Source organism: Hymenobacter translucens (genome assembly GCF_020685205.1).
In the GTDB taxonomy this organism is placed as follows: Bacteria; Bacteroidota; Bacteroidia; order Cytophagales; family Hymenobacteraceae; genus Hymenobacter; species Hymenobacter translucens.
In genome coordinates, this window is record NZ_JAJERB010000003.1 from 92,377 (window position 1) to 114,222 (window position 21,846).

Genomic DNA, 21,846 nt, shown 5'->3' on the forward strand with positions numbered 1-21,846 from the left:
GTAATACAGGTTGCTGGTAATTACGCCTGCAGAGGCGTTTCGGGCTCCTGCATCATGGTGTAGAGACGCTTGTAGATAACGAACAGGATCAACGAAGCCACCGCCGACAGACCTACGAAAATCATAAAGAACTCGTAGAGGTTGGTGATCTGGAAACCCAGGAAGGAGGGCCAGTTCGAAGTCAGCTCCAGGGACTTAAGCTTAGCGGCCACATCGGCGCCAACCTGGGAGGTACCATTCAGGATGGCGGGTAGGTTGATACCTTCCTTAGCGGCTTTGGCAAACTCGGCCGGGCCGGGAGGATACAGACCCGACAGCACGCCGGCCAGCTTGTTGCCGGCCGCGGTGGCCAGGAACCACACGGCCATCAGTAGGGAGGCAAAGCGGGCCGGGGCAAGCTTGTTTACCAGCGCCAGGCCAATCGGCGACAGGCAAAGCTCGGCAAAGGTGTGCACCAGGTACATCGTGATCAGCCAGAACATGCTCACCTTGGTGTTGGCATCCACGCCCTTCACCCCGAAGGCAATGATCAGGTAGCCCACGGCCATCAGCATCAGGCTGAACGCCATTTTCAGCGGCGACGAGGGCTCGGTGCCGCGCTTGCCCATCCAGGTCCAGAGCACCGCGAAGATCGGCGCGAAGATGATAATGAACAGCGCGTTGGCCGACTGGAAGTAGGAAGCCGGTACTACGTAGGAACCCAGGTTCCGGTCCGTCTGCTCGTCGGCGAAGAACGTGAGCGAGGCACCGGCCTGCTCGAACGTGCCCCAGAAGAAGATTACAAAGAAGCTCAGGATGAAGATTACGTAGATCTTTTGCTTTTCCCGGGCGGTCAGCGAAGGGTCGGTGAGAATTGTAACGGGGGCTACAATCATGGCCGAGAACACCAGGGCGCCGATCCAGTCGCGGTCCATAATCCAGGCAATGGCCGCGTACACTACCGCGAAGAGGCCGATGAGCATGGGCAGCTTGCTGGCAAAGCTCTTGGCTGGGGTTCCGCCGCGCTCAGAGTCGGCAATGGTTTCGGCCCGTACGGGGGCGTCGGTTTGCACCGGCACCACTTCGTTGTTGGCCACCAGCTGCTCGGGCGTGTTAGGACCGGTAGCACCAACACCCCGGTCGGGCTTAGCACCGAGCGGAGCGCCTTCCGGCGTCACCACGTACTTATTTTTGAGCAGCTCAAAGGTGAGCGAGCCAATCAGCATGCCGATACCGGCGGCCAAAAAGCCCCACTTAAAGTCGGAAGGGTCGTCGGTGTCGCCGAGCGTGCCGCAGACCAGGGGCGAGAAAAACGCGCCCAGGTTGATGCCCATGTAGAAGATGGTGTAGGCCGCGTCAATGCGGCTGTCGCCCTTCGGGTACAGCGAACCAACCATCGAGGAGATATTGGGCTTGAAAAAGCCGTTGCCAAAAATCAGGCAGCCCAGACCCAGGAAAAATAGCAGCAGCTGCAGCTGAGGCGCTGTCGTCTGCCCTGCGCCGTACATCGAAGCCGAGAAAAACAAGGCAAACTGTCCGGCCGCCATCAGCAGGCCGCCCACGAGAATGGATTTGCGGTTACCCCAGTAGCGGTCGGCCATGTAGCCGCCGAGCAGAGGCGTCAGGTACACCAGCGACGTGTAGTTGCCGTAGATGAGCGACGACATCTCCTTGTTCATCAGGAGGGCCTTGATCATGTACAGCGACAGCAGGGCACGCATGCCGTAGTAGCTGAAACGCTCCCACATCTCGGTGGCGAAGAGCACGTAAAGGCCCTTGGGATGACCAGTCGACGCGGGCGCAGAAGTTTGCTCGCGTGCGGCAGTTGCAGTTTGCATGAAAAGAATTTAAAGGTTGGTTTGGGAGTAGGTTGGGCCGGCAACCGCCGGATGGGTGGTTGGTAAAACTACAAAAGTTTCGCAACTGGCAACCTTACGGCCCTTTTTTGGTTAAATCCGGTTTGTCCGTCTTCGGTTCCTACGACCGTTGAGCCGGCCCGCATCGGTTGGGTTTCTGCCCCCTGCCAGGCTCGACGGGTTCGGGCTTTTCGGCCGGTTCGGCGCCGCCGCAAACGATTTATTGCCTATTTTTGCCCGCAAGTTCCCATTCACACTCCCACCTTCTCTTCTATTATATCGGCTAATGATGGAAAATTCCGCTCTCGCCACCGATTCCCGCAATCGTTTGCAGTCTCTGGGCTTTACCCGCACCGCCCAGGTTCACCTCAATCTGACGCCGGCTGAGCTGGTCGAGCACGCGCTTCGCCGCGGTGAAGGCACGCTGACCGACACCGGCGCGCTGATGGCCGACACCGGCGCCTTTACCGGCCGTTCCCCCAAGGACCGCTTCGTAGTAAAGGATGCCAACACCCAGGACAGCGTGTGGTGGGGCGACATTAACATTCCCTTCGATGCCGATAAGTTCGACCAGCTCCACCAGAAGATGGTGCAGTACCTGGAAGACAAGGAGCTCTACGTGCGTGAGGCTTACGCCGGCGCCAACCCCGACTACCAGCTCAAGCTACGGGTCGTGAATGAGCAGGCCTGGCACAACCTGTTTTGCTACAACATGTTCCTGCGCCCCGAGGAAGGCGCTGACACCACCTGGACGCCCGACTTCAGCATCATCTGCGCCCCCGGCTTCGAGGCTGATCCGGCCGTAGACGGCACCCGCCAGAAAAACTTCGCCATCCTCAACTTCACCAAGAAGATGATCCTGATTGGCGGCACGGGCTACGCCGGCGAGATGAAGAAAGGCATCTTCGGCGTGCTGAACTACCTGCTCCCCCACGAGCGCAACACCCTGAGCATGCACTGCTCGGCCAACGTAGGCGAGCAGGGCGACACGGCCGTGTTCTTCGGCCTGTCGGGCACCGGCAAAACCACCCTGTCGGCTGACCCGAGCCGCGGCCTGATCGGCGACGACGAGCACGGCTGGACGCCCGACGCGGGCATCTTCAACTTCGAAGGCGGCTGCTACGCCAAGGTGATTGACCTGAGCCGCGAGAAAGAGCCCCAGATATGGGATGCCATCCGCTTCGGCTCCATCGTGGAGAACACCCGGTTTATCCCCGGCACCCACACCGTGGACTATGCCAACAAGTCGGTGACCGAGAACACCCGGACGGCCTACCCCATCAACTTCATCGACAACGCCATCGAGCCCTCGGTGGCCGACTCGCCCAAGAACATCTTCTTCCTGACGGCCGATGCCTTCGGGGTGCTGCCTCCCATCAGCAAGCTCGACAAGAGCCATGCGATGTACCACTTCATGTCGGGCTACACCGCCAAGGTGGCCGGTACGGAGATGGGCGTAACCGAGCCCCAGACCACGTTCTCGGCCTGCTTCGGCGCCGTATTCCTGCCCCTGCATCCCACCAAGTACGCCGAGATGCTGGGCCAGAAGATGGACGAGCATCCCGACGTGAACGTGTGGCTGATCAACACCGGCTGGACCGGCGGCTCCTACGGCGTGGGCTCGCGCATGAAGCTGAGCTACACCCGGGCCATGATTACGGCCGCCCTGAACGGGCAGCTGGAAAACGTGGAGTTCACCAAGCACCCGATCTTCGGCGTGGCCGTGCCCGCCTCGGTGCCTGGCGTGCCCACCGACATTCTGGACCCGCGCAACACCTGGGCCGACAAGGAGGGCTACGACAAGACGGCCGCTTCCCTGGCTGAGAAATTTGTAAACAACTTCAAAAAGTACGCTGACTTCGCCAACGAGGAAATCCTGGCCGGCGCCCCGAAAGCAGCCGTTGAGGTAGCGTAACAACGCGGCTGAAACACAAAGAAGCCCTGCCGGCAGCTGCCGGCAGGGCTTCTTTGTGTTTGCTCGGGCTCGCCCAAGCAGCGTCAAGCAAAGCTATTTTTTCTCATAAAGCTTCATGCCGAAGGTGTAATCAATCTGCTCCGTGAGCTGCTCGGTAGTCCGCGTCCGCTCATATACCCCGCTTACCCCGTTCGTTTCACTGGTTTTGTACTGGTTGTCGGCCAGCTTCCAGACTTTGATGTAGTGCGTCTGCTGGGCTATCAGGTATTCCTGCCCGACGCGCATGTCCTCAATGCGGACCTCCCGGTAGTGCTGTTCCAGCAACACCCGCATGTCCTCGGGTTCCACCCACTGGTCGGTGCTGCCGTGGGCGTACGCAGCACAATTCATCTTCTCATTCGGGCCCAGGCCGGGGTGGGGCGTAAAGCCCTTGGAAGCGGCAAAGCGCCCCTGGTTGGTATCAAGCTCGTTTACTTCCTCTGACTCCCAATAGGCCCGCACCATGGCGGCCGTTACCCGCCACACCTCCCCGGTGTCGAGCTGTACCAACAGTCCGCCCCTGGGCAGTTGGGCGCCGGACGCTCCCGACCCGTCGGTGGGCAGCAGAATGCCTCCTTTCAGCACGTGGCCCCCGGAGCCGAAGTAGATGTCTTCGTCGCCGATTTCGTGGGTGCTTTTAATACGGGCACTTTCCTCTTCTCCCAGCTTGCCGCCCGTGGTAGCTGATACTGCCCCTGAAGTGGCGCCTTCAAGCGCGGTCGGCTGCCCGGAAGTCACCAGGCCGTCACGCTCGTCTTCAATCCGGCGCACGTACCGGATGGCCAGGTTTTCCAGCTCATCCCAGCTTTTTTCCTGGGCCTCTTGCAGCGCCGCCAGGGCCGGCTCGTACTGTTCCCCGTGGTCCGCCTCGTAGTCATCGTCGGCAAACAGGGCGGTGAAGGCGGCAATAGCTTCGGCTTCGCTCTCGGCGCGCTGTACCACGGCTGTGCTGCGGCGCTGCGCCACCGGGACGCCCATCAGGCGGCGGCTCACCAGCTGCTGCACCTGGCCCCCGCGACGAACCAGGGAGCTGTTGGTAACCTGATCCTGCACGCGGCGCTGGCGGACGGCCTCAGGGCGCTGGTCCGGTTGGTTCGTGGCAAGGCTGGCGGTGACGTCCGGGGCTACCGGCAGTTGCGCTTCTGTATTTTTCTCGACGGTGGTATGCATAGCTCTCTTGGGCAGCCCTTCACGCCTCGGCATCAGCGCAGGCAAGGAACTGGTTCAAAGCAAGGTTCGACAATAACTGCGGAAATACAAAAGCGTCCCACCACATACTGGTGGGGCGCTTTGCAGCCGAGGCCGGCCGTATTATTCCACCCACAGCGTGCTGCGGGTTTCGTTCAGCTCGTCGCTTGTGGGCGCAGAAGTTTTGCGCGAATTCCGAACCAGGGCGGCTATGCCCAGCCCTACGGCCCCGGCAATGGCGGCGGTGGTCAGCGGATGCAGCGAGGCGGTGGTGTAGTAGCTGCGCTCCTGGGTGTGGCCGTCGTAGTTGCCGCGCTCCTCCAGCTCTCCGGCGGCATGATCGAGGCCGTTGTCGTGAAGCGGACGCGGGGCGTAATCGGCTTTTTCCTGCTTGACGAACACGTTTTCCATAAACTTGTCGAGCAGACGCGGGGCCAGGTGGGCCAGGCCGGTAATCATGCGGCCACCGCCACCCACGGTGATTTCCCGCTCAGGATTCTCGGCACAGTGCAGAATGGCGCGGGCCACGGTTTCGGGAGCGTAGGCGGGCGGGGCGTGCTTGGCTTCGCGCTCCATATAGTTCTTGGCGTGCAGGGTGTAGGGCGTGTCGATGGCGGCGGGCTTGATGAGGGTTACCACCACCGGGGCCTTGTCCAGCTCCAGTTCCATGCGCAGGCCGTCGGTGAAGCCTTTCACGGCGTGCTTGCTGGCGCTGTAGATAGTCTGGAGAATAGCCGTGCTTTCCGACAGGATGCTGCCGATGTTGATCAGGGTGCCACCCTGCTTTTTCAGGTGTTTCACCGCTTCCAGGGAGCCGTAGATCAATCCCCAGACGTTGGTTTCGAACAGGTGGCGCATGTCGTCGATCGGCACTTCCTCGACTTTGCCGTAAATCGACACGCCGGCGTCGTTAACCCAGGTGTCGAAGCGGCCGAACCGCTGCAGCGCGGCGTGGGCAATGCGGCGCACGTCGGCCTGCTGGCTGACGTCGGCTACCACGTAGATGGCCTCGCCGCCGCGGTGGTTGATTTCGTCGGCAAGCTGGCGCAGAGCGTCTTCGCTGCGGGCCGCCAGCACGAGCTTCACGCCTTCGCGGGCGGCCATGCGGGCCGTAACGAGTCCGATGCCCGACGAGGCGCCGGTGATGACCATGACCTGATCGGATAGTTTCTTGAGTTTGGCTTTCATAGAGGGTTGGTTGAGAGAATAGATTCTTCCTTTACGACTCAACAGTGGCTTGGATACGGCCCCGGGAAATATTGTGAGGCCCCGTGTTCCGGCCCACCCCTTATAGCTTCAACGCCGGGTTCGGGTACCTTTGCCGTTATGCACACCTTCTTTGCCCCCGACCTCAACGGCTCTACCTACACGCTGCCCGAAGACGAAAGCAAGCACGCCGTACGGGTGCTGCGCCTGGGCGCGGGCGACGCCGTAGCCCTGCTCGACGGGCGGGGCGGGGTGTACCAGGCAGCCGTAGCCGACGCGAACCTCAAGCGCTGCCAGCTGCGGATTACCCACTACGAAAAGGTTTCGCCCCGCTCCTATTCCACCTATGTGGCCGTGGCTCCTACCAAGAACCTCGACCGGATGGAGTGGCTGGTGGAAAAGGCGGTGGAAGTGGGCGTCGAGCGCATCACCTTCCTGCGCTGCGCCCGCTCGGAGCGGCGGGAGCTGAAGCTGGACCGGCTGGAGAAAATTGCCGTAAGCGCCCTCAAGCAGTCGGGCCAGGCTTGGCTGCCCCAGCTCGACGAGCTGACTGACTACGCGGCTTTCCTGAAAACCGTGGACCCGGCCACGACTTTCATCGCCCATCTCGAAGAAGGCGAGCGGACAGACTTAAAACACGTCGTATCCCAGGCCCCCCATTGCTGCGTGCTCATCGGCCCCGAGGGCGACTTCACCCCCCAGGAAATTGAGCTGGCCCTCCGCCTGGGCATCCGGCCCGTGACGTTGGGCGCCTCGCGGCTGCGGACCGAAACGGCCGCGCTGGCGGCAGTGTTTACGGCGCACATCAGCCGGTAACGGCTTAGCAGGTCGAACTAACAGGCACCTACAGGTTATCGGGATTTGAGTTTGTGGGCTCCGCTACTTTAGCGGCGGCCTTCCCCTTTTTTTCCTTCACCTTTTTGGGCGGCTTACCTCCAGACATAGCTAGGCCACTCTGCTCTTTTTTCATCCGGCCGTCCTCCCGCATCTTCAGCGCGAACGCCCGGCCTTCCAGTATTGACCTGATTTTGGTGTTCCACAGTTCCTCCACCTTTTCGAAGTCCTTCTGCGCGTGCCAGGCGGCATCAACCTCGCGGTTTTTTTCCGCCTCGAGATACTTGGTCACCAGATTGACTTTCACAAGTTGCTCTTCCGCCGTAGCTCCCAACTTTACTAGGTCCGCCGGTAAGACTCCGCGCATTGCCTGGCTTGTGACGGCCCCTTGCCCGAATCCTGGATAAGGCTCCTTCCCTTTGTCCAGCTTCGCCAGACCAATACTAAGCCCTTTATCGACCAACGATTTATCTGACTCACTGAAGCCTTTCGGCGGCAGCAAGACGCGGGAGGATGGGACCACTTCCTCCTCGGGCTTTTCCATCTTCCATTTTGGCGACATAAGTACTTGGCCGCCGCGTTTGGCATCAACCGCCCCAGTATCCGCGTGACGGGGCGTATCGTAGAGAATATTGGTACGGTTCCACGTGGGCGTGGCGAGGCGGTTGTGCCGATCCTCGCCCACTAAGCCATTCAAACTAATAGAAATCGTCGGAACGCCCATGAAGGTAAACGAGTCAAGCACACCGCTACGGAAGCCGACCGCTACTTTATAGTACCCTTGCCGGTGAGCCTCCTGCATAAAGTAGGCCTCTACGTCGCGCTTCAAGGCGGCCTCACCTACATTCAGATGAGTCCAGTAGGAGCCAATGCTCCGAAATGCCTGGTATTGGGGGGCATCTGGATTACCGCACAGAATGGCGGTAAATCCCTTTTCATTTATCATGGTAGCCAGTTCGGACAGCGCTCCGCCGGAATCCAATTCCGGATACACGGCTGACTTTTCGCCGGAATCGCGGAACATAACCAGGGCGGCATTACCCTGCTTCGCCCCGAACACCTCCGGGATCTTTACCTTAATTTCTTCCTGCAGCTCTTCCGGCACACTGCTCATCTTGTCAGCAGTATTTTTCGGAGTGCCCTTTCCCGCCAGCACGGTAGTGGCCGCAGATTCCGATATTATACGAAAGCCATCCTCTTTTTTACTGACGTACGCGTCGGCCTGCTCAACAGGGGGCTCATCCACCGCCGGATTCCAAGCCATCGTCATTACGAGCGTACCCGCTAGCTTGCCACCCTGGCTGAGATAGTGCACCAGGTCGTTGGGAGCAGTGCAATTATAGATCAGCACCGGCAGGGGCTGAACTGCCAGGGCAGCCCGGATGTGGTACATATCGCCCCGATGAGCAGCATCGATCAGGTAAATGGCCTCGGCACTCTCCAAGGCGGTGGGAACCCACATTTTCACTTTCTCAGCTCCGGTTACCCGCTGTACCACGGCCGCCCCACCCGTTTGCTGCTGAACGACCGCCTGACCGGGGGCACACCGTTGGGCAGCAGCACCCTCGGGCATAGCTGCTGTCTGCGCGCGAGCTCCCATCACAGCAGCCTCGCACTCGAGGTCATGATCATCATTGAGTGCAACGGAGCCTTTCAGCTGCCGGGTGGCCCGTACCCGGCCCTGCTTTTGCTGCACCACATGCCAGGCCTCATGGGGTAGGTGCTGCTCCTGGCCCGGTGCCACGTGAATATCGGTGCCCTGCGCATAGGCATGAGCTTGCATCTGCGCCGGCCGGTCGGAGTTGTAATGCACCCGCACGTCATCAAGCGAATGGCCGGATAGTTTTTCTACCCCAGCCTTGAGTTGGTCGGGCAGGCCGGACTTATTTACCGGCCTCGCGGCGTCTGGCTCAGCGGCCTGGCACTGAACCGGTTCGGCTACGTTGCCAGCAACTGCTGATTTATTCTTGGCCGTCCCGACCAGCATCCGGCTGCTAACCGCTTCCTGAAGCCGGCGTTGTGCTACGGCCGCCGGGCGCCGATCCATAAAAGGTATTACCTCACCAAGAGGAGTTGGCCGGTGCCCGGCAGGTTGAGCATTGGACCTGGCTTCTGACTCCAGCGGCTTCTCAGCCTGATAGTCTGTCATAATTATAATCTAAGGCAGCACGAATAACCCATAAGTAACAGGGGCTGATGCGTTGGCATTTCCCAAAGCGGTCTAATGTAGAAATTAATACGTACACCCTTGCTGCCTGACTCCGCCCTCCGATGAAACCCCATCCAAAGAAGCCAAAGGTCTACACTACTACGTCCGAGGAATCTTATGGCGTCAGAGTCACTAGTTGCGGAGAGTACCTGCAAATACTAACGAGGCAGGTCAAGCTCATCAATGCATTACGCGGGGTTTCGCCAACCATTGCCTGAACTTTCCCACTTGGTTGTTACTTTGTAAAGCAGGTCTATCCTGCCCCTCCCATGCTGAAAAACCTGCTCCTTACCCTTACCCTGCTCCTCACGCTCACCGGCGCGGGCCCGTCCTACAGCTTCAGGATTGCCAAGCTGCACTACGGCGGGGGCGGCGACTGGTATTCCAACAAAACCTCGCTGCCGAACCTGATCCGATTCTGCAACCAGACGCTTAAAACCAACATTGCCCCCGATGAAGCCGTGGTGGAGCTTGATTCCCCGGAGCTGTTCACCTACCCCTTCATTCACATGACCGGGCACGGCAACGTCTCCTTTACGGAGACCGAGGCCAAGAACCTGCGCCGCTATCTCACAGGGGGCGGGTTTCTGCACATCGACGACAACTACGGCCTCGACAAGTTTATCCGGCCCGAGATGAAGAAGGTGTTTCCCGAGCTGGAGTTTGTGGAGCTGCCGTTCTCTCACCCTATCTACCACCAGAAATTCAGCTTTCCGCGGGGGCTGCCCAAGGTACATGAGCACGAAGGCAAGCGGCCCCAGGGCTTCGGCTTGCTCTACAAAGGCCGGCTGGTATGCTTCTACAGCTTCGAGTGCGACCTGGGCAACGGCTGGGAAGACTTGGGCACCTACCAGGACCCGCCCGAAAAGCACGACGCGGCCCTGCGCATGGGGGCCAACCTGGTGGCCTACGCCCTCACCCAGGACTAGCTTTTTGAGCTATTAGCGGCTAGCGGCTGATCCGCCCGCTAACGAGTCGGCTCTTTGTGGTGGAGCAACTGCCGCAGCAGCTATTCACAAGCAAACGCACATCTCCTTGATGCAAACCACTGAAGGCAAGAACGAAAGCTAACAGCTAATAGCTCCCTAATTAAAAACGGCGCTGCAGAATCTCGCTCAGAATAAAGGCCGCCCGCAGGTCGGCCGGGCTCTGGAGCTGCTCCCGGATGCGGTGGTTTGTCGCGGAGCTCGATGGGGTTTGATTTTCGGCCGGCTCGAAGGGCAGGTACTTTTTGGTCGGCGGCTGGGTGGAAGCGCGGGGCAGCGTATCGGCTTGCCGGACAGGTGCCGGCTGCTGCTTTTTCGCCGACTTCCGCACGGCAGGTACCTCCATTGAGTTTATCTTGGCTCCCTGCTCCAGGCTACGGGCCCGGGTCGCCGCTTCGTGGGGCATTGCCCGGCCACCCGGGGTGTGCGCCGTATCCGGCACGGTCATGGCCGGCTCACGCGGTGCCGCCTTTTCCCTGTTCTGGGCCTGCATCTGCTTGAGCAGCTCCTCAAACGAGGTAGCCGGCAGGGGCGGCGTTTTTACCGGTGGCTGGACTTGGGTCTGCTGTTCCCATTTTTGCTTTTCCACCGCCATCTTCACTTTCTGCACCAGCCGCCAGACGAGGAAGCCGACCAGCACCAGTCCCGCGGGCAAGAGCACTTCAAGCGTATCAGCATCCATGGCAACCGGAATTGGTGGTGAGCAGAACGAGAAACGAGCAGCCGGCGGCTACCGGACGCCTTTTTCGGGGAAGCGGCCAGTCTTGGTCCGGTAGAAGGCTTTGATTTCCTCCAGATCCGCCTCGTAGTTGCCGGTGGGCCAGAACACGGGGCCCACACCGGCTTCCTTGTTTTTGTAGTCGAGGTAGCCCAGCAGGATGGGCACCTTCGCGCCCACGGCCGCAAAGTAGAAGCCTTTGCGCCACTTGGGCTGGTAGCTGCGGGTGCCTTCCGGAGTAATTAGAATGACCAGCTCCTCCCGCTCGTTGAACAGCTGCACCATGCCGTCGACCAGGCTGTTGTTGCGGCTCCGGTCAACGGCCAGGGCGCCCAACGCCTTGATTAGTCCGCCCAGAAACGGATTGTCCACCCACTCCTTCTTCACGGTGAAGCGCACATTCACATTCATCAGAAAGAAAGCTCCGCGGGCGAACATGATGTCCCAGTTGCTGGTGTGGGGCGCGGCAATCATAATGGCTTTGGGAATGCCGGGCGGCACCACGGAGGCCAGGCGCCAGCCATTCAGCCAGAACCAGAATTTAGAGGTGTAGTACCAGAAAGTAGAGGTGTGAGGAGCTTTGGGCATAGTACGCGTACGGCAATCAGCCGCAAAGAATGGCTGACCGGGTTAAAACTAGGGATTTTTCGCCGTTACCACCGGCAGCAGCCTAAACCCGCCGGGGTAGTAGGTCAGGCCATCAGCTGCTGGCGCAGGGCCGGGAGCCGGGTGAGCGTATGCGCGTAGCCGATGTCGAACAGCTCGTTTGCCCGGCGCAGGTCGGTGACCTTGAAATGACGCAGCTCCGGCGGCTCCACCACGAAGTGGCACCTGGCCAGCCGGGGCAGCGTGTTCATCAGAATGGCCAGGTAGGCGGTTCGCTCACTTATTTCCCGCAGCGACGTCAGCGGCAGCTCATTCGTAAACGGGTTGCAGTGCACGCCGACGGTGAGCAGGTGCGAGCGGTCGAGCAGCGGCTCCACGGGCAGGTTGTTCATCACGCCGCCGTCCACGAGCAGCCGGCCCTCATACTCCACCGGCCGGCACAGCACCGGCACAGTGGTGGTGCCCAGCAGGGGCGGAATCAGCAGGCCCCGCTCGTAATACAGGGTTTCGCCTGCACCCAGGTCGGTCACGGCCAGCGTCAGCGGCACGGCCAGCTCAGCGAAGGTGCGGTCCGGGCCGAGGTAGTGCGCGTACAGCTTCTGCAGCTGCTCCAACTGCAGCACGCCCCGGCTGAACGAAGGCCGCACCAGCCGCAGAAAGCGGGTATCGGCCAGCAGCCCCAGCACTTCGCGGGGCGCAAAGCCCGCGGCGTGGAAGGCAGCGGCAATGGCCCCGGAGCTGACCCCGGTTACGTGCCCGATGGGCAACCCACTCTCAAGCAGCGCCTGCAGTACCCCCAGGTGGGCGATACCGCGGGCACCGCCGCCTGAAAAACAAACTCCCAGCTGCCGCTCCGCCATCAGTCTGAATTACAGCTCCTCCAGCCGGAACGTCTGGGCCAGCCGCACGCCTTTCTCGGTGTGCTCTACCGTGCAGCAGGCGGCCTGCGGGTCGTGCTCCAGCAGCAGCACCCAGTTCTCGTCGGCCGCCCGGCGCAACACCGCTTCTTTCTCGCTCATGGTTACGAGCGGGCGCATGTCGTAGCTCATCACGTAGGGCAGCGGAATATGGCCGGTCGAGGGCAGCAGGTCGGCCATGAAGGCCAGGGTCCGGCCTTTGTAGTCGAGCACCGGCACCATCATCTTCTCGGTATGGCCGTCGGCAAAGATGATTTCGCGAAACTGCGGCAAGGCCGGTGCCTCCCCGGGCCGCACAAACTGCAGATGCCCGCTTTCCTGGATGGGCAGGATGTTTTCCTTCAGGAAAGAGGCTTTTTCGCGCGGATTCGGCTGCACGGCCCAGTCCCAGTGCGCCTCGTTCGACCAGTACGTGGCCTTGGGGAAAGCCAGCTCCAGCTTACCGCTGCCGGTTCGCACCACCGAGCCCCCGCAGTGGTCGAAGTGCAGATGGGTCAGGAAAACGTCGGTGATATCGGCGGAGGTAAAGCCCTTCTGGCGCAGGGAGTTTTCGAGTGTGTCGTCGCCATGTAGGTAAAAGTGCCCGCGAAATTTCTCGTCCTGCTTGTCCCCGATGCCGTTATCGACCAGAATCAGCCGGTTGCCGTCTTCAATGAGCAGGCAGCGCATGGCCCAGGTGCACATGTTATTGGCATCCGGCAGGTTCAGCTTCTGCCACATGCTCTTGGGCACCACGCCGAACATGGCCCCGCCATCCAGCTTGAACAGCCCGGTATCAATCGAGTGAAGGTTCATTTTCTTAGCTGTTAGCTACTAGCTGTTGGCTGTCAGCTTCTTTCTGATAAAATTTTAAGCTATCAGCTAATGACCAAAAGCTAACAGCTAATTAAATTATTCGACGACTACGCCCATCGCGGAGAACTTGTCGATCCGCTGGCTGATGCGCTCCTCCGCCGAGAGGGCGTCCAGCTCGTCGAGGGTGCGCAGCAGGGTTTTCTTGAGAGTGGTAATCATCTTGCCCGGGTCGGTGTGGGCGCCGCCCAGGGGCTCCTTCACGATGCCGTCGACCAGCTTGGCCTGCAGCATGTCGGTAGCGGTGAGCTTAAGAGCTTCGGCGGCCTGCTCCTTATAGTCCCAGGAGCGCCACAGAATGCTCGAACACGACTCCGGCGAAATCACCGAGTACCACGTGTTTTCCAGCATCATCACCCGGTCGCCGATGGCAATGCCCAGCGCGCCACCGGAAGCTCCTTCGCCGATGATAATGCAGATAACCGGCACCTTTAGCAGAAACATCTCCTTGAGGTTGCGGGCAATGGCCTCGCCCTGCCCCCGCTCCTCGGCTTCCAGCCCGGGAAAGGCGCCGGGGGTATCAATCAGGGTAATGATGGGCTTGTTGAACTTCTCGGCCAGCTTCATCAGGCGCAACGCCTTGCGGTAGCCCTCGGGGTTGGGCATCCCGAACCGGCGCATCTGCCGCTGCTTGGTGTTGCGGCCCTTCTGCTGGCCGATAAACATCACGGTGCGGCCGCCCAGGTCGGCAAACCCACCCACCATGGCTTTGTCATCGGCCACGGTCCGGTCGCCGTGCAGCTCGATGAACTTGGTGGCCATGCCATCAATGTAGTCGAGGGTATAGGGGCGGTCCGGGTGACGGGAAAGCTGCACGCGCTGCCAGCGGGTCAGGTTGGCGTAAGTCTCTTTCTTGAGAGTCTTAATCTTCGCCTCCAGAGCTGCTACGGCCTCCGACACGTCCACCTGGCTGTCGTGCGCCAGCTGCTGCATCTGACGGAGTTTTTCTTCGAGGGCGGCGATGGGTTGTTCGAAATCGAGGAGCATTGCCTGTTCTGAAATGCGTCTGAGTGGGAGAAAGTGCGAATAGCAAAGGTAATCGAAACCGCTCCACGCCCTACCCCGGGGGCTTTTTTCTCAGGGCGCGAAAAATAATGTCGCTGAGAAACAGCCATCAACGGCTGAAAAAGCCCAAATCAGCGAAAAAAAGCTAGCCACCCCTTGCACGTTCTCTGCCCTTGCCCTTACCTTTGCATCACTTTAACGGAAAAACAAACGGTTTTCCACTCGAAGTAAACGGTTCGGTAGTTCAGTTGGTTAGAATGCCGCCCTGTCACGGCGGAGGTCGCGGGTTCGAGTCCCGTCCGGACCGCAGCAATGCAGAAAAAAGGCCCCTCAGTTTATCTGAGGGGCCTTTTTCGTTTATCCGGTACAACATTGAATCCCTTACCTAGCGTCGCTCCGGGAAACCGTAATGTCAGCCTCACTCAGCACTGCTGCTCGCTTAGGAACTGCTGCAGGTCCAGAAGACGGCGCTCTACCTGCGCCAGCAGATCGGCAGGAACGGGAATCTGAACGCCGTGCCGGGTAAAGAGGTAGCGGACAAGTGCAGTCAGCTCCCGCAGCTCTTCCTGGAGCTGTGCACGCACCCGCTCCCACCGCTCCGCTCCGGCGTGCGACTGGGCGAAGCAGACGTGGCGGGCGGCAATTGCCTGACTGATCAGGGCAGCGAGGTTGTCGAGCATCTGCTGCTCATCCGCGCTGAACGTGCGGGGCTGGCGGTCAATGATGCAGAGGGTGCCGAGGGGGCGCTGATCGGGCAGTCGCAGCAGGGCGCCGGCGTAGAAGCGCAGTTCGTTGGCTTCAGCCGCCCGGACGGCTTCGGGACTCAGGTTGCTGGTTTCAAGGGCCAGATCATGGTAAACCACCGCCCGGGACTTCTCGATGGCAGTAGAGCACAGGGCCTCAACGCGGGGCTGACGGTCATTGCCGGCCATGCCATGATTGGCCGGGTAATACACTTCCTCTTCCTCCACGACGGCAATCAGGGAGATGGGCAGACTAAAGACCTGGGCAGTAAGCGCCACGAACTCATCAAAGAGCGGCTCGATGAGGGTTGGCAGTATATCGTGGGCGCGCAAACTGCGCAGCCGCTCCAATTCGTCGTCGGGCAACAGGGAAGCAGAAGTCATGAGCAAGACAGTACAGCGGATGTAACCTAGAAAGCAGAGCCGATCAGCAGGCGCATGCCTTCCGTTTTTACATTTGCTAACGTAACGGCGGAAAACTCGTCGGTAAATTAACAACCCTGTCGAATCCGTTTGCCAGCCTTTACCAGACCAGCCATTTTAAAAACAGCCGCGGCCTCCCCGGTAACAGTACCCCCACCGTCTTTTACTGCCTTATTTCGACCCGGGGAAGGCCAGGCTAAGCCCCGCCGGATACTGCGTTGAGCAGATACGTAGCATTTTTAGTAGGTTTGGTGCTCGTCAACCCAGCTACTTTGACTATGCTGCTTGCTATTCTGCTGCCCGGTATCTCTATGATTCTTAATGGCCACATCCTGAAGGGCATCGTGTGTGGAATCCTGCACCTGACACTTATCGGGTGGATTCCAGCCGCTATCTGGGCTGTAGCGTCCCACAGCCAGGACCTGGCCGAAAAGCGCCACCGCGAAACCCTGCAGGTGCTACGGCAACAGGGCCGCGCATAGCATCCACGCCCACCAAGGCGAGCCAGTCTTAGCGGGCCTGCATCACCGGCAGACGAATTACCGTATGGGCAAAACATGATGACGCCAGCCAACCCAGACGAGCAACCCAAAGTCCCGCAAAACCCTAGCCCGGACCACACCCTGGAGGAGCTGGCAGGCCTCACCGGGCTGCTCAACCCGGACCTGATCTGGCTGGAGGCACAGGCACTGGATAATGCAGACGAGCCGGCAGGTAACACCGGGGCAACCCCGACGCCAGGTACTATCTAGGCGGGTGTTTACAGGCTACCCTGATCGTGCATGGCCGATCAAGGCGCTGTCACTGTTTCAGAAAGGCAGACCCAGCAACGCCAGCACGTTGGCCGCCGTCAGGAGCGGGCCGCAGCAGTAAAGCGAAGGCTCAAACCAGTCGCCCAGCAGCACGGTGGTATCGTGACCCTCCGCGGGCACCATTACGTAGGCCCGGCCGGTAGGCAGCCACTGCGTGTAAATATCCCCGGCGTACGTGCGCCCGGAAGGAGACTCCAGGGTTTGTTTAAAGCCGGCCTGTTGAAGTAAAGCTAAGTTCATTGCTTCAAGCGAGAAATTTGGCAGGAATACATCCTTCAAATTTACCACTTTGCAGTGGGAGTTGCTAATAATCCGGGCGGTATTCTATGGAATAGCAAGGTTGTCTATTCAGTGCCGCTCACAAAGTCCGAATACCACTGCCCCGAGCCGCGTACCGTGCGCTGCTGACTGGCAAAATCGACCTTAACCAGCCCGAACCGGGGCTCGTAGCCTTCGGCCCATTCGAAGTTGTCGGTGAACGACCAGGCGAAGTACCCATCGACGGCTATTCCCGCGCGCCGGGCCCGCAGCACCTGCCCGATGCTGGCTTGCAGGAAGGCCTGCCGGGCAGGGTCAGTCAGCTGCCCGGGGGCGACCGGCTCGTCGGCAAAAGCGGCCCCGTTTTCCGTCACCACTAGGCGCGGGGCATTCGGGTAAGCCGAGAACTGCCGCAGCATCTCGTACAGGCTTTCAGGGTATACCTCCCACCCCAGCTGGGTGATGGGCACGCCGCGCCGCCGGGCGCCCACCAGCGCGGCCCACAGGGCCGGCATCAGGGCAGAATGGCGCACCACCTCCCGGGTATAGTTCTGAATGCCCAGGAAGTCGAAGTCGAACGCCAGGCGCTCCTCATCCCCGGCCCGCTTGTAGCGGTCCAGCCACCGGAGCACGGGCAGCTCGGCCACCGGATAGCCCAGTCCCAGCGCGGGCTCCACGAAAAGCCGGTTCAGCAGCGCATCTACCCGGCGGGCCGCCCGGACGTCGCGGCTCAGCCAGGGCCGCCAGGGCGTAATATAGGAGCAGGAGAAGGTAGTGCCAATACGGGCGGGCGCCGGCAGCAGCGCCCGCAATGCCCGCCCGCCTTCGGCCTGGGCCAGGGCCGCGTGGTGCACCGCTGCCAGAAAGCCCGCCGGGCTCCGCCGCCCCGGCGCGTGCAGCCCCAGCAGGTGCCCGGCTCCCACGAAGGCCATGGGCTCGTTGAGCACCATCCAGTGCTGCACCCGGTCGCCAAGCCGGGCGGCCACGTGCCCGGCGTAGTCGGTAAACCAGCCCAACATGTCCCGATTGGCCCAGCCCCCGCGGCGCTGCAAAGCCGCGGGCAGGTCCCAGTGGTAGAGCGTGAGCCAGGGGGTAATACCGCGCGTCAGGCAGCCGTCCACGAGCCGGTCGTAGTAGTCGAGGCCCGCCGGGTTTGGGCGGCCGGTTCCCTGGGGCTGCACCCGCGGCCAGGCCACAGAAAAACGAAAGTCGGGAATGCGCAGCTGCTTAAGCAGGTCCAGGTCCTGGGGCCAGCGGTGGTAGAAGTCGCAGGCCACGTCGCCGGTTTCAGCCCGGGGGATGCGTCCTTTCCGGCGCACGAACTCATCCCAGATGCTGGGTCCCTTCCCATCCGCGTTCCAGGCGCCTTCGGTCTGGTACGCTGCGGCCGATACGCCCCAGTGGAAATCCGGGCCAAAGTCGGCCCGGGAAACGGCTACCGGCGTTGTTGGCGGAAAGAAAGCAGGTGGCAGGTCCGCGGGGAGCTCAGGCATTCGGCAGGGTGGCGGTCAGGAATTGGGCGGGGCAATCTAATAGAAAGGCAACGGCTTCAACGCCGGAACCGACTGCTTATCGGCCGGGCAGCGGGCTGCGCCGGGCGGGTGCAGCCGTTGATCGAGGAAGTGCGGGTAGTACCGGAGGCTTCCGTATCTTTGCAGCGCAGGGGTGCGCCCCGACCTGGTTTCGTAACTTATTTGCTTGATGAAAAAGCTTTTCCTCCTTCTCTGCTTCTTTTCTTTCGTGGTGGCCACGGCCCAGGCCCAGATGGCTTCGCCGGAGCGCAAGCGCTACTTCCGGCCCAAAAAAGATGAGGAGTGCGCCCTGGTTCAGAACGTGACCAAGAACACGGACGAGGACTCCGAGAAGGACGCCACGGTAACCCGGGTGGCTTACCGCCCCTACGCCGAGCTGCTGACGGCCCTCGACGCCATGCGGGAGATGAACCGCTGGGCTGACAGCACCTACCAGCGGCGCCTGAAAAGCCTGCCTCCGGGCGGGGAGCTGAAGGTAACCATGTACCGCCGCGGTGCCCAGAATGCCGACCCTTCCCTGCTTTCCCTGTCGGCTAAGGACAAGGACGGCAAGGAAGTATTCACCCAGACGCTGACTGCCGGCACCGGCCGCTTCTGGAACCGTGACCAATACAAGAGCGAGCGGGCTATTCCATTTGTGAAAGTAGAGACCCCGCAGCCGGTTACGCTCATCATCACCGACTCGAAGCTGAAGCAGTCATTCGAGTATATCATCAGCGCGCAATAAGATGATTACACAATCATTACACCCTATAACAGACAGTTTAGCCACTGTTCGTTATAGGGTGTAACTGGATGCTCCCAAATGGGTATAGATCCCGACGACGTTACGACCTGCTCTGCCGCCGGGCCAGCTCCCAGAACACCGTTGCCAGGGTCTTCGCATCTTCGAACTTCTGCTCCCGCAGCTGCTCATAGGTGAAGCGCACGGGCTCGATATGCTCGCCTTCCTCGGCCAGTCCTCCCCCCTTTCCGCGCTGCTGACTGACCTCGGCGAAGAACAGGCTGATGCGCTCGGATGAGGTTCCCGGCGACGGAAATGAGTGGGCAATGAGCTCCAGATGGTCGACTTCGAAGCCCAGCTCTTCGAGAACTTCGCGCCGGATGGCCTCTTCGGGCTGCTCGTCGCCGTCAATCATGCCGGCGGCAACTTCCACCAGATCCTTTTCGGGACCTACGCGGTACTGCCGGGTAAACAGGTACTCCTGCCGGGCAGTATTGAACACCAGCGCAGCCACCGCCCAGCCGGGTTCGAACCGCTCCCGCACGTACTCCTCGTCACCGTCGCGAACTATTAGTCTGCTGAGCTTGTAGTGACCATCATAGGCTATTTCCCGTTGGGTTATCTTCATCGTTATTGTTGAGTTAGCAGTGGTTTGAATGCCGTTCCGGGGCGTGACCATTCCTGGTAGCCCCGAAGAAAGCCTGCTTACGCAATAGGCCTGCCCGCCGTCCGCTTTTTATTTCTCAATTTTGCCTCTCGCTTTCCACCGGCCCATGCCCGGGTAAAGCCCCCCGCCGCTGGGTTTAGCGGCGCCCGGCCTGAGCGCCCGTTTCCGTACGGCTGAGCTGGCACCCTTCTCTCGCTTTTTCACGAATGGCGGCTAAACCTTTACCTTGCCGCTTCTTTCAGCCCTGTTAATGTCCTTCGACGAACTTAATCTCATTGAGCCCATCCTCCGTGCCCTGCACGAGGAAGGCTATACTACCCCTACCCCCATCCAGCAGCAGGCTATTCCGCACGTGCTCGATGGCCACGACTTGCTGGGTGTAGCCCAGACGGGCACGGGTAAAACCGCCGCCTTCACCGTTCCGATTCTTCAGATTCTGAGCCAGACGGCCAAAGTGGCGCGTCAGGCCCCCGGCCGCATCCGCTGCCTGGTTTTGACGCCTACCCGGGAGCTGGCCATCCAGATTGGGGAAAGCTTTGGCGCCTACGGCCGGCACCTGCCCCTGCGCCACACCGTCATTTTCGGCGGCGTGGGCCAGCTGCCCCAGACCAATGCCCTCCGCCGCGGCGTGGAAGTGCTGATTGCCACGCCTGGCCGCCTGCTCGACCTGATGAGCCAGGGCTTTGTGGACCTGCGCCACATCGAGGTTTTCGTGCTCGACGAAGCCGACCGGATGCTGGACATGGGCTTTATCCACGACATCAAAAAGATTCTGCCCAAGCTGCCCACCTCGCGGCAGACGCTGTTCTTCTCGGCGACCATGCCGGGCGTGATTCAGGAGCTGGCCGGCACCATCTTGAAGCCAAACCCGGTGAAAGTGGCCGTAACGCCGGTTTCCAGCACCGCTGATACCGTGCAGCAAACGGTGTACATGGTCGAGAAAAACGACAAGCCTGATCTGCTGGAGCACGTATTGTCAGACAAGGCCATCAAGCGCGTCCTGGTCTTTACCCGCACCAAGCACGGCGCTGACCGCGTGGTGAAAACCCTGGCCAAGGCCAATATTCCGGCCGAAGCCATCCACGGCAATAAGTCCCAGAACCACCGGCAGCGGGCCTTGTCCAACTTCAAGGCCGGCAGCACCCGGGTGCTCGTCGCTACCGATATTGCCGCCCGTGGCATCGACGTGGACGAGCTGACCCACGTGATCAACTACGAAATCCCGAATGAGCCCGAAACCTACGTTCACCGCATTGGTCGGACGGGCCGGGCCGGGGCTTCCGGCGTGGCCCTTTCGTTCTGCGAAGACGAGGAGCGGGCTTACCTGCAGGACATCCAGAAGCTGATTCGCCGGCAGATTGAGGTCGTCGCTCAACATCCCTACGCGACCTCGGCCGTGGCACCGGTTCTGCTCAACGGCGGCGGCCCGATCCAGCGGCCGAAAGGTCCGGCTGGTCGGCCTGCCCGTCCCGGTCGTGGTGACGGAGGCGGCTCTTCCCGTCCCCGCTCCGAAGGCGGTGGCGGTCGTCCCCAGCAAAACTCTTCCCGTCCCCGCTCGGGAGGCAGCTCGGAGCGTCCGGCAGGGTCCGGCGGTCAGGGCCGTCGCCCCTCCCGCAGCCGTTAGGCCTTTGCTTTAAGCGCGCTGGCGCTATCCGAAGCCGGAACTTCAACTCCTGGGGTTCCGGCTTTGTGCGTTTAAGGGGTACCCAGCCGTCGAATCCACTGGAACGCATAGCTGGCTGAAACAAAAACGGCCTGTAAGTCCTTTAGAAGAGGTACGGTAACTCCACCAACAGCCCGAAACGCACCCGTTATCATGGCAAAGAGCACACTTTCGGTAATTCAGGCCCTGCGCACTACTGCGCAACGGCTGAGCACGGAGGCCCCCTACCAGTGGGGCCATATGGGCAGCTGCAACTGCGGTCATCTGGCCCAAACGATCACCCGACTGTCCAAGGGCGCTATTCACGAGCGCGCCATGCAGCGCTACGGCGACTGGGACCAGCAGCTGCGGGACTATTGTCCTACCAGCGGCCTGCCCATCGATGAAACTATTGACGAAATGCTGGCCCTGGGCTTCACCCGCACCGACCTCGCCCACCTGGAGCGGCTCTCAGACCCGTCAATCCGGGCTATGCTAACTTTTGAGCAGCGGGAGGCGCTGCGTCACAACAACCGGGACCATGTGGTGCTGTACCTGCGGGCCTGGGCTGAGAAGCTTGAAACCCAGCTGCTGGCAGGAATCGAGCTGCCTACCTTCCCGGCGGCCGAACTCCCGGTTCCGGAGCACGCTCTGCTGAGCACATAAGCCCTCCCGGCCGGATATATCAAACACAGCAAGGCCCACCCGTCAGTTACGGGTGGGCCTTGCTGTGTT

20 protein-coding genes and 1 tRNA gene are annotated in these 21,846 nt (G+C 60.8%); 8 read left to right on the plus strand and 13 right to left on the minus strand.

The window, feature by feature from the left end:
• Window positions 1-20: 20 nt before the first annotated feature.
• Window positions 21-1,817: a peptide MFS transporter gene (locus LJY25_RS07550; protein WP_227607712.1), complete on the minus strand. Its 1,797-nt coding sequence runs from the start codon at window positions 1,815-1,817 to the stop codon at window positions 21-23.
• A gap of 307 nt (window positions 1,818-2,124) precedes the next feature.
• Here LJY25_RS07550 and pckA point away from each other — a divergent pair, with 307 nt between their 5' ends.
• The gene (gene pckA, locus LJY25_RS07555; RefSeq protein ID WP_227607713.1) at window positions 2,125-3,750 is read left to right on the plus strand and encodes a phosphoenolpyruvate carboxykinase (ATP); all 1,626 of its coding nucleotides are present in this window, start codon (window positions 2,125-2,127) and stop codon (window positions 3,748-3,750) included.
• Window positions 3,751-3,843: 93 nt separating this feature from the next.
• On the opposite strand, the gene LJY25_RS07560 is transcribed toward pckA, so the two are convergent.
• The gene (locus LJY25_RS07560; RefSeq protein WP_227607714.1) at window positions 3,844-4,959 is read right to left on the minus strand and encodes a hypothetical protein; all 1,116 of its coding nucleotides are present in this window, start codon (window positions 4,957-4,959) and stop codon (window positions 3,844-3,846) included.
• Window positions 4,960-5,100: 141 nt separating this feature from the next.
• Complete coding sequence (locus LJY25_RS07565; RefSeq protein ID WP_227607715.1) at window positions 5,101-6,165, minus strand: SDR family oxidoreductase; 1,065 nt, start codon at window positions 6,163-6,165, stop codon at window positions 5,101-5,103.
• A 138-nt stretch (window positions 6,166-6,303) separates the two neighbouring features.
• Between LJY25_RS07565 and LJY25_RS07570 the strand changes: the two genes are divergently transcribed.
• The gene (locus LJY25_RS07570) at window positions 6,304-6,999 is read left to right on the plus strand and encodes a 16S rRNA (uracil(1498)-N(3))-methyltransferase (protein ID WP_227607716.1); all 696 of its coding nucleotides are present in this window, start codon (window positions 6,304-6,306) and stop codon (window positions 6,997-6,999) included.
• A 28-nt stretch (window positions 7,000-7,027) separates the two neighbouring features.
• Here the strand turns inward: LJY25_RS07570 and LJY25_RS07575 are convergent, their stop codons facing one another.
• Window positions 7,028-9,166: an eCIS core domain-containing protein gene (locus tag LJY25_RS07575; protein ID WP_227607717.1), complete on the minus strand. Its 2,139-nt coding sequence runs from the start codon at window positions 9,164-9,166 to the stop codon at window positions 7,028-7,030.
• A gap of 329 nt (window positions 9,167-9,495) precedes the next feature.
• Here LJY25_RS07575 and LJY25_RS07580 point away from each other — a divergent pair, with 329 nt between their 5' ends.
• Complete coding sequence (locus tag LJY25_RS07580; protein WP_227607718.1) at window positions 9,496-10,155, plus strand: DUF4159 domain-containing protein; 660 nt, start codon at window positions 9,496-9,498, stop codon at window positions 10,153-10,155.
• A 160-nt stretch (window positions 10,156-10,315) separates the two neighbouring features.
• Here the strand turns inward: LJY25_RS07580 and LJY25_RS07585 are convergent, their stop codons facing one another.
• The 5 genes from LJY25_RS07585 to LJY25_RS07605 form a co-directional block, all read right to left on the minus strand.
• Window positions 10,316-10,894: a hypothetical protein gene (locus tag LJY25_RS07585; protein ID WP_227607719.1), complete on the minus strand. Its 579-nt coding sequence runs from the start codon at window positions 10,892-10,894 to the stop codon at window positions 10,316-10,318.
• Between the two features lie 48 nt (window positions 10,895-10,942).
• Entirely contained in the window at window positions 10,943-11,518 is a 576-nt protein-coding gene (locus LJY25_RS07590; protein WP_227607720.1) for a 1-acyl-sn-glycerol-3-phosphate acyltransferase, read from the minus strand.
• Between the two features lie 104 nt (window positions 11,519-11,622).
• Window positions 11,623-12,396 carry a patatin-like phospholipase family protein gene (locus LJY25_RS07595; RefSeq protein WP_227607721.1) on the minus strand — a complete coding sequence of 258 codons (774 nt, stop codon included), beginning with the start codon at window positions 12,394-12,396 and terminating at the stop codon, window positions 11,623-11,625.
• A 9-nt stretch (window positions 12,397-12,405) separates the two neighbouring features.
• Complete coding sequence (locus tag LJY25_RS07600) at window positions 12,406-13,248, minus strand: MBL fold metallo-hydrolase (RefSeq protein ID WP_227607722.1); 843 nt, start codon at window positions 13,246-13,248, stop codon at window positions 12,406-12,408.
• Window positions 13,249-13,344: 96 nt separating this feature from the next.
• Window positions 13,345-14,292, minus strand: a complete 948-nt coding sequence (locus LJY25_RS07605; protein ID WP_227607723.1) for an acetyl-CoA carboxylase carboxyltransferase subunit alpha — start codon at window positions 14,290-14,292, stop codon at window positions 13,345-13,347.
• Window positions 14,293-14,543: 251 nt separating this feature from the next.
• Between LJY25_RS07605 and LJY25_RS07610 the strand changes: the two genes are divergently transcribed.
• Window positions 14,544-14,617: transfer RNA gene (locus LJY25_RS07610), tRNA-Asp, on the plus strand.
• Between the two features lie 115 nt (window positions 14,618-14,732).
• On the opposite strand, the gene LJY25_RS07615 is transcribed toward LJY25_RS07610, so the two are convergent.
• Window positions 14,733-15,437, minus strand: coding sequence for a GAF domain-containing protein (locus LJY25_RS07615; protein ID WP_227607724.1), 705 nt, complete (start codon window positions 15,435-15,437; stop codon window positions 14,733-14,735).
• A 317-nt stretch (window positions 15,438-15,754) separates the two neighbouring features.
• Between LJY25_RS07615 and LJY25_RS07620 the strand changes: the two genes are divergently transcribed.
• Window positions 15,755-15,958: a hypothetical protein gene (locus tag LJY25_RS07620; protein ID WP_227607725.1), complete on the plus strand. Its 204-nt coding sequence runs from the start codon at window positions 15,755-15,757 to the stop codon at window positions 15,956-15,958.
• 327 nt (window positions 15,959-16,285) lie between these two features.
• Here the strand turns inward: LJY25_RS07620 and LJY25_RS07625 are convergent, their stop codons facing one another.
• On the minus strand, window positions 16,286-16,528 hold the full coding sequence (locus LJY25_RS07625; RefSeq protein WP_227607726.1) for a hypothetical protein: 243 nt from the start codon (window positions 16,526-16,528) through the stop codon (window positions 16,286-16,288).
• 104 nt (window positions 16,529-16,632) lie between these two features.
• Window positions 16,633-18,039: a GH1 family beta-glucosidase gene (locus LJY25_RS07630; RefSeq protein ID WP_227607727.1), complete on the minus strand. Its 1,407-nt coding sequence runs from the start codon at window positions 18,037-18,039 to the stop codon at window positions 16,633-16,635.
• 208 nt (window positions 18,040-18,247) lie between these two features.
• Here LJY25_RS07630 and LJY25_RS07635 point away from each other — a divergent pair, with 208 nt between their 5' ends.
• Window positions 18,248-18,805 (plus strand): hypothetical protein, encoded by a 558-nt coding sequence (locus tag LJY25_RS07635; protein ID WP_227607728.1) that lies wholly within the window; start codon window positions 18,248-18,250, stop codon window positions 18,803-18,805.
• Window positions 18,806-18,905: 100 nt separating this feature from the next.
• Here LJY25_RS07635 and LJY25_RS07640 read toward each other — a convergent pair whose 3' ends face one another.
• The gene (locus LJY25_RS07640; RefSeq protein WP_227607729.1) at window positions 18,906-19,430 is read right to left on the minus strand and encodes an NUDIX domain-containing protein; all 525 of its coding nucleotides are present in this window, start codon (window positions 19,428-19,430) and stop codon (window positions 18,906-18,908) included.
• A gap of 289 nt (window positions 19,431-19,719) precedes the next feature.
• On the opposite strand from LJY25_RS07640, the gene LJY25_RS07645 reads away from it, so the two are divergent.
• Together LJY25_RS07645 and LJY25_RS07650 are read left to right on the plus strand one after the other, a co-directional pair.
• On the plus strand, window positions 19,720-21,093 hold the full coding sequence (locus tag LJY25_RS07645) for a DEAD/DEAH box helicase (protein WP_227607730.1): 1,374 nt from the start codon (window positions 19,720-19,722) through the stop codon (window positions 21,091-21,093).
• Between the two features lie 192 nt (window positions 21,094-21,285).
• Window positions 21,286-21,777, plus strand: a complete 492-nt coding sequence (locus LJY25_RS07650; RefSeq protein ID WP_227607731.1) for a hypothetical protein — start codon at window positions 21,286-21,288, stop codon at window positions 21,775-21,777.
• The last annotated feature ends 69 nt before the right edge of the window (window positions 21,778-21,846 follow it).